This is a genomic window from Microvirga arvi, from assembly GCF_016892765.1.
In the GTDB taxonomy this organism is placed as follows: Bacteria; Pseudomonadota; Alphaproteobacteria; order Rhizobiales; family Beijerinckiaceae; genus Microvirga; species Microvirga arvi.
On record NZ_JAFEMD010000122.1, the window covers coordinates 1 to 7,135 of the forward strand.

Sequence of the window (7,135 nt, forward strand, 5' to 3'; positions counted from 1 at the left end):
GGCTCGCCTCCCGGGCCATATCCCAGTCAACGCCCAACCCACCCGAATGGATTCAAGTCCGGATCAAAAGCGCTTTAACAAATGAGTAGATAGAAATCGGACTGGCTTCGTCTATTTGTGCTCGCTCTCGTAAGGTTCTACTCTAAAGCTATGCATCATGCCATGATGATCAAGGAGTTTGAGCAGCCGGAGAATGGAAGTGGTTCATTATTCAAACTCATATGTTTAACGACACTCCTATCGAGTTTGAATTCCTTTCGGATGTGCAGCTTCGAAGAACTCATCATTCAGGCAAGCAATGAGAGCCTTGGCATCAAACTGATGGAGAATGTGATTCCTGGACCGGGGGCTTCCTTGCGTGCAATGAGCTGCCCTGTCCATGCTTTTGGGAATGGTCTCTCTCAATTTCGGATAAGTCGTTCCGATCTTTTCTGACTGTAGCTGTCACTGAGCCGTTCGGAACCGATCTCTCTTTGAACAGCGCAAACATGAGTCATCTCTCGTTGCCGGTGTTTACAGGGGTGCCGCATGGGCCAGATCAAGCTGAGCCGTCTTGCAGGTAGGCGTCCTATCGAGCTGCCATCAGACACTAGTTTGTTGTCAAAGCTTACACTTGACTATGCAGATGCCAGAGGCATGAGAGTAAGTGAGCTGCTTAAGAAGGCGGGCATGCATGCCATTGCGTCGGAAGGTGAGCATCGTCGAATGAGCAGACGCAGTCAGATCGCCTTGGCGAATCTGGTTGCAGAAGAATCGGCTGACGGATTGTTCGGATTTCACCTTGCGCAGGATTTTGATCTCCGGAAGATCGGGGCTCTGTACTACTTGATAGTATCTTCTGATACGCTTGCAGAAGCAGTTGACTATGCAGTTAACTACAGCACAGTCCTTGATGAACAATTTCTATTACAAAGGTTGCCTGGCCCCTTAACGCTTGGCATCGGGAATGTGGGTATGGAACCGAGGTCCAACCGTCATCAAACGGAGTTTTGGATGACATGTTTGCTTCGATTAATGCGCACATTTACCGGACGTGATATCACGCCAAACTATGTCAGCTTCATTCACGTCGGGGAAAATAATACGTCGGAGATTGAGCGGTATTTTGGCTGCTCAATACGGTTCGGAGAAGTCAAACACGAGGTCGCATTCGATCACCAGGTGCTCGGTCTGCTCAATAGCGTGATCATTTCCGGGGCTGATCCCTTTCTGAACCGAATTCTTTTAGATCATCTAGATAGCGTTACTGAGCATCTTCAGTTTAGCCGCACATCCGCTCAGAGCTATGTTGAGCATGCTATCGCCAGCCGTCTGCCGAATGGCGATGCGACGATCAGTAATGTGGCGGCGGAACTAGGAATGAGCGTTCGAACACTCGCTCGGAGATTGGCTGAGGAGGGGCTGACTTTTAGCCGCGTATTAGAAAAGATCCGCTTGGATTTGGCGCAACGCTATCTCCGTAATGAAAAGCTGTCCGTGTCACAGGTTGCATGGCTTCTCGGATACTCGGAAGTCAGCTCATTCATTCATGCATTTCATCGATGGACAGGTAAGTCGCCGACTTCAGCTCGCCGGGACATGATCAGCAATGAGGAGCAAACTATTGGTGAAATGTAAGATGAGCGGTAAGCAATGTCTGAAGCGACGTTCTTAAGGTCTTGCGTAGTGGCGTAGGCCTGAGGCAGGAGATCATCCATCTGTGTGTTGAGATGACCGATGACCATGCGGCTCAAGACGTCAGTGAGATAAGCCTGCAGATCCACTCCGCACAATTTGCACGTTTCAACGAAGAAGGCGATGATCGCCCAGTGCTCGCCCCCACGATCCGACTCGGCAGCCAACGCGTTCTTGCGCGTCGAAGCCAAGGGCCAGATCGCCGCTCGACGACGTTGGAGGCGATCTCAATGCACCCGTCATCCAGGAAACGGGTCAGCTCATCCCAGCGCACAAGCGCCGAGCGTCATCTCATTCCCGCCTGCCAGAATCTGGCCGTCTACCAGCAGACGTCGCAGGATACGACCATGGTGCCCTTCAGATGAACAAAACCCAGTTTTTGGACATTCCATAGGCGGCAACGCGGCAACCAAGCTCATGAATTTGCAGCGAGCGGCCTCGGCATGGTCCGAGGCCGCCCTGATTCTGTAAAACTTAGTAGATGATGAAGTCGGCAGCTGTCATCATCAGATTGGCATTGACCTTCGCAAATTGAATCGCTGCACCTGCGCCAGAACCATCGGCGTCATAGGAAAGCGCGCCAGTTTTGTTGTTGTAGATGACGTAGTCATCCGAATCCATGGCTTTCTCACCAATCCGGAAGTTGCGCGATGATAACGTGCCGACTGAGAGCTTGGTAAACACTGCGTCGTTAAATCGGATGCTATCGTCGGCTACATTGAAGTCAGTAATGGTATCGATATTGCTGCTGCCCAGCTTAGTGTCAAAGTTGAACCAATCCTTGCCGGTTCCGCCAGTAAGGACGTCGTTACCGAGCATGCCGCGCAGAATATCATTGTGGGCCAATCCATCAATCTTGTCGTTACTGAGGGTACCCTTCAGATCATCGTAGCTATTGGTGCCGTTGATTGTATTAGTGGTAGTCGGTGTTGAGGTTGGCGTCGATGCCTCGGGCGTTGAGGTGAGGGGAGGCGTTGTTGAAGTGGGGGGAGGTGTTGTTGAGGTCGAGCCTGTTCCTGTTACCACGTCCAGGGCAGTGTACTTCACCGCCAGGGTCTCGGGCGCATGCTCGCGGTAGATGCCCTCTTTCCAGTACGGGCCCGTTTGGTCTTTGTAGCCAATCGCACCCGTGTAGTCGACGATCTGCTTGCCGTCACGCCAGACGTCGAGCATACCGTTGCCGGCCGGGTCGAACTTGACCGTGATCTTCATATCGTACCACTGCCCGCGCACCAAGTCCGTGCTGTCCTGGTACAGATTCATATACTTGATGTTCGACGAGGAGGTCACATCGGCATTAGAGGAGCGGGCTACGATCCGCATCTTCTCGCCGTTCGCCAGTTCGATTGCGAACGGCGGCGACGCGCCGCCTTCGCCGGCATCTTCCGTAGCATGAGCCTGGCCGATAATCACCCAGTCGGAGGTGCTCTTGGTGCCTGGCTCGATCATGAACTTGTAGCTCAAGGTATAAGTCTGACCGAAGGCGAGATGGTTCTTGCTCGAGACCTCCGAACGCTGGGTATTAGAGTTGCCGTAAACGGGACTGTCGCCGTTCCGGACTTCGAAGCGCATTACGTCAGATGTCGTATCGTAATTATAGGCATATGATGCGCCATCATTCTGAATATCATAGCTTCCAGACGTAAAATATGAAGACATAAAAAGCCCCTATATAGTTTTAATGTTATTCATTTGTCTAGCGACGCATATCTCTACACAAGATGATTATGGCAATTTTTAGCCATGAACAAATCTACGCTACACTCAAATAAACTACTTACACAGAATCCAATGGATCTAGGCCTTCATATCGGCCGAGGTTTTGGCTGTCTTGTTAATCTGAGACATCTCGTTGCTTAAATCGGCCATAAATATCGAGTGAAATGATAAGGGAATATTCCAGCAATGCGGAGGTTCACTGACTTAGAGGCGGCGGCAGCACCGACCACCTGCTCTCCATGTCCAAACGCCGGCTCGGAAGTGCAGGGGGGTAGCTTAACATGAGAGAGCTAGTTCACCGAGGTGGCGTCTATTGGGCGTGAGTGCGTGTTCGGCCTAATCAGTGCAATTGTCTCCCACTGGGCCTTCGGATGCATAAGGTGCAAATCGCTGGTGCGACCTTCCGGATCACTCTCGACAGGGTGCAGGAAGCGATGCAAGATCGAGCTAAGATACGGTAATTGATCCCGGCTGTAGCTAGGCGCTGCAGGTCCAAACCTTCCTGGCAGTTTCCTGCACTGCTTTCCAAACGATAGAGGCGCGCTGCTGCAGCGAGATCACGAGCACACAAGACCGCAATAACACGGACATCCTGCCCCTGATCCATACTGCGGCCGAGTCGGGGCAGCGCTCAACGATCAGTACCTTGCTGCGCACATTTCAGATAAAGGATCTGATCACGAAGCAGCGCAGAGAAATCATCATCTCAGACTGCCTTAGCCTCGAACAAATTTCATGCGAGTGCTACGGCAAAATCCGTCGAACCTGCGCACGATTGTGCCACCCATGAGCCCTCTCAAGATTGGTCCTGAAGTGGCTGCAGCCATGTTCCCTGAGCATCAAGTCTCAATTATCTGAGCGACGGCTGCTGTCTGCGGAGACTTCCAACCACGGCAGCCACACCTCTGTATAGTTTCCGAAAGACTGAATCTCGGAGGAGAGCTGTGTGGAGTTGACAATACACTCTCGGTGGCATGTAGGGAATTAGAGGGGAACGCCGGTTCATCATCAGCATGAGAAACTCTGGCGTATCCAAATCGGTGTAGCGTGTAAGGCTCTCAAACCATCGCGCACTGAGACGCGCTTGCCGCCTTGGAAGCATCAGGGCGCGCTGCCGCTCGCTCTCATACACCTTGACCGCCGCCTTAACCTCATCCTGATTGCCCAAAGCATTCACAAGGGCGATAGCATCCTCGATTGCGAGCCGAGTACCCGAACCGATTGTGAAGTGGGTAGTGTGCGCCGCATCCCCAATCAGCACAAGATTGTCCGTACACCACGTCTCGTTGTCCAAGTTGCGGAAGTTGAGCCAAGGCAGGCTCTTGCTTTCGCTGGCATGGGTAATGAGTTGATGACCGTCAAGATGCTGCTTAAAGAGGTCTTCCAATAGTCTAAGGCTGTCAACTGCGTTTAATTTGTTAAAGCCAAGTCCCGTCCATGTCTCTGGAGCGCACTCGACAATAAAGGTGCTCATATCCTTCTTGAAGGCATAAGCATGAAACCAGATCCATCCAGCCTTTGTCGGCACGAAGCCAAATGTGAATTCCGAAAAAACTTGCGTCGTCCCCAGCCAAGCATATTTGTTCCTGCCGACACTGATATGCGTCTTAAATTGATCTGCATGAAGTCGCCGTAACTGACTTCCAACCCCGTCAGCAGCAACGATTAGATCAGCATGAGGCAGTTGTTCGACTTGCGCAATTTCGTGCTTAAATTGGATTTCTACCCCCAGTTCTATTGCCCGGTTGGTCAGGATAGCCAAAAGCTCTCGGCGGCAAATGGCATAGCCACTGCTATCTTGGTGGACGCGTTGTTTTCCCTTCATGTCCACAACCTGACCAGGCCAGCGGAAAGAGTGTTCGATGATCTCACGCGCACTCTGGGGATCATTGCGGCTCAAGTTGTTGAGCAGATCATCCCAGAAGACGACACCCCATCCATGGGTGGTTCCTGCAGGGTTCCTCTCGAAGACCGTGATGTCGTTCTTCGCATTACTCAGTTTCATCAAGATCGCGAAATAGAGACCGGCAGGGCCCGCGCCAACACATGCAACTTTCACTGTGTACTCCCCGCTTCAATCATCATGGAAGCGCAGTTGTCATCGGCTGTGGTCGATCAGCATTTAAATTCGATTATCAAGGCTTGCGATGTTTTATCCTTTTTAACCGGCGGTAAAGCTGCTTCACGGTTATAGGAATTCGAGGCCGCACATGATCATGGTACGCCTTTCGTGCAGCAATTTGTGGGAGATTGAACAGGACTGGCAAGGTCCTTTGGCGAACTAAGTGCACATCAATGTAGCTATCCTGCGCCATATGCCAGAGGCTGCACTGGTGCGCGCTGCTCATAATATTGATCTCGGTAACCTCACGATCGAAAAATGCCTTTTCGATAACTTCTTCTGTCAGCAGATGGCCGGGCGAACACTCGGCGAAATCTTCATCATAAGCGTATCTTGGAAGGATCAGAGCCTTCCCGCACCGCACCGCAAGCTGTCCAGCGATGAGTCTGCCGTCAACTCGAATTCCATGCCACTCCAGCTGACCTTGGTTGGCGAAGTTTCTGACTAGCGTAGTGTAAAAGGCAACTAAGTTGGGATCATTAAGGATGGCCGTACCCATGCGACCCTTCCAGCCAGAGGCTTCGAGGGCCAGAAATTCGGCAAGGAAGTTCTCGTTGGCCGATGATCCTCTTTTCATCTCCACCGAGATGGCGCCCCGTTTCTCGAGCCTTCTGTGACTCCGCCTCAGGTTCTGGCGCATTTTACAAAGATTGGCCCAGTAGCCGGCGGAATCCCCCTGCACATCAAGAAACCAATACCCGAAACGGTGACCACTACGGACGAGATAGCCATCGGCTCCATTCCGTAGGGCAAGCCAAACAGGAGAATTACACCGCACAGCTTTGAGATCGAGGCCTGAGTGACTTGGCACCATATGGGCTGCCTCGGCCAACAGCGCCTTGAGCGCCACTGCAGCGCAATCGGGCGCCAGCACAACATCGCCAGAGTGGGTTGTTCGCTTATCATATGGAGTTCGCAACTGAGGCCAGTGGCGGCCCAAGAGCAGGTGTGGTGTCACAATAACAGGTAGGACTCCGATAAGTCTGTCCCCAATATAGGCAAAGCTGCAGAACCAGCTCTCGTTCGGCCTCAACTGATGACGAAGAAAGGCATCAACCCAGCCCGGCAGCAGAGTAGGAACGTTTTGGGCAGCCTCCCAAGCGAGCCGATCCCACGCCGGGATGTACGGGGTGAGAGCATCAAAGTCATGAACAGTCGCGGTTCTTATGCTCTGGGACCAATCGCGATAAATGGGATCGCCGGATGCATTGTCGGCACGTACCGGTATTGATCGACTGAGTTCCATTTCCCATTGTATATTCAATGATTGAACTCGCTCTATTGCTGAATGCAGTCACTACAAACATATATATCAAAATACACATTTATTATATCAAAGTAACGAATAATTTGTGTCAATAGCGTTATAATAACTATATTGGGTTCTAATGCTAACCACAAAGTATAGATCTAATCTATGTCAATTGTGCTTAAGGACTGAAATGAACAGACGTTAATTAATGGGAAATGTTACAGATCGCTCAAGCACCTGCCTCATCTGTATAGCGGGCTGCATCCTGTTCTGAGCTTCAAGCCCAATTATCGTAAGCGATGTTCTCAGGCCACGGCCTTGAGGTCCGGCGTGGTGGCATAGGCCCACGGCAGCAGATCATCGATCTG

4 protein-coding genes and 1 pseudogene are annotated in these 7,135 nt (G+C 51.6%); 1 reads left to right on the plus strand and 4 read right to left on the minus strand.

Going from position 1 to position 7,135, the window contains the following annotated elements; all coding sequences use genetic code 11:
* Positions 1 to 528 precede the first annotated feature (528 nt).
* A complete protein-coding gene (locus tag ILT44_RS29540) occupies positions 529 to 1,617 on the plus strand; it encodes an AraC family transcriptional regulator (RefSeq protein WP_204243181.1) in 1,089 nt (362 codons plus the stop codon).
* A gap of 23 nt (positions 1,618 to 1,640) precedes the next feature.
* Here the strand turns inward: ILT44_RS29540 and ILT44_RS31345 are convergent.
* The 4 genes and pseudogenes from ILT44_RS31345 to ILT44_RS29560 all read right to left on the minus strand — a co-directional run.
* A pseudogene (locus ILT44_RS31345) lies at positions 1,641 to 1,960 on the minus strand (transposase domain-containing protein); the annotation flags it as partial.
* Between the two features lie 188 nt (positions 1,961 to 2,148).
* Positions 2,149 to 3,246 carry a heparin lyase I family protein gene (locus ILT44_RS29550; protein WP_204243183.1) on the minus strand — a complete coding sequence of 366 codons (1,098 nt, stop codon included), beginning with the start codon at positions 3,244 to 3,246 and terminating at the stop codon, positions 2,149 to 2,151.
* Positions 3,247 to 4,243: 997 nt separating this feature from the next.
* Positions 4,244 to 5,452: an FAD-dependent monooxygenase gene (locus tag ILT44_RS29555; protein WP_204243184.1), complete on the minus strand. Its 1,209-nt coding sequence runs from the start codon at positions 5,450 to 5,452 to the stop codon at positions 4,244 to 4,246.
* 76 nt (positions 5,453 to 5,528) lie between these two features.
* Positions 5,529 to 6,761 (minus strand): GNAT family N-acetyltransferase, encoded by a 1,233-nt coding sequence (locus ILT44_RS29560; RefSeq protein ID WP_204243185.1) that lies wholly within the window; start codon positions 6,759 to 6,761, stop codon positions 5,529 to 5,531.
* Positions 6,762 to 7,135: the final 374 nt, after the last annotated feature.

What these genes read in the sequence shown, in the direction of transcription:
- ILT44_RS29560 (WP_204243185.1), bottom strand. Translation starts at nt 6,761, where the DNA reads ATGGAACTCAGTCGATCAATACCGGTACGTGCCGACAATGCATCCGGC.
- ILT44_RS29550 (WP_204243183.1), bottom strand. Translation starts at nt 3,246, where the DNA reads ATGCGCTTCGAAGTCCGGAACGGCGACAGTCCCGTTTACGGCAACTCT.
- ILT44_RS29540 (WP_204243181.1), top strand. Translation starts at nt 529, where the DNA reads ATGGGCCAGATCAAGCTGAGCCGTCTTGCAGGTAGGCGTCCTATCGAG.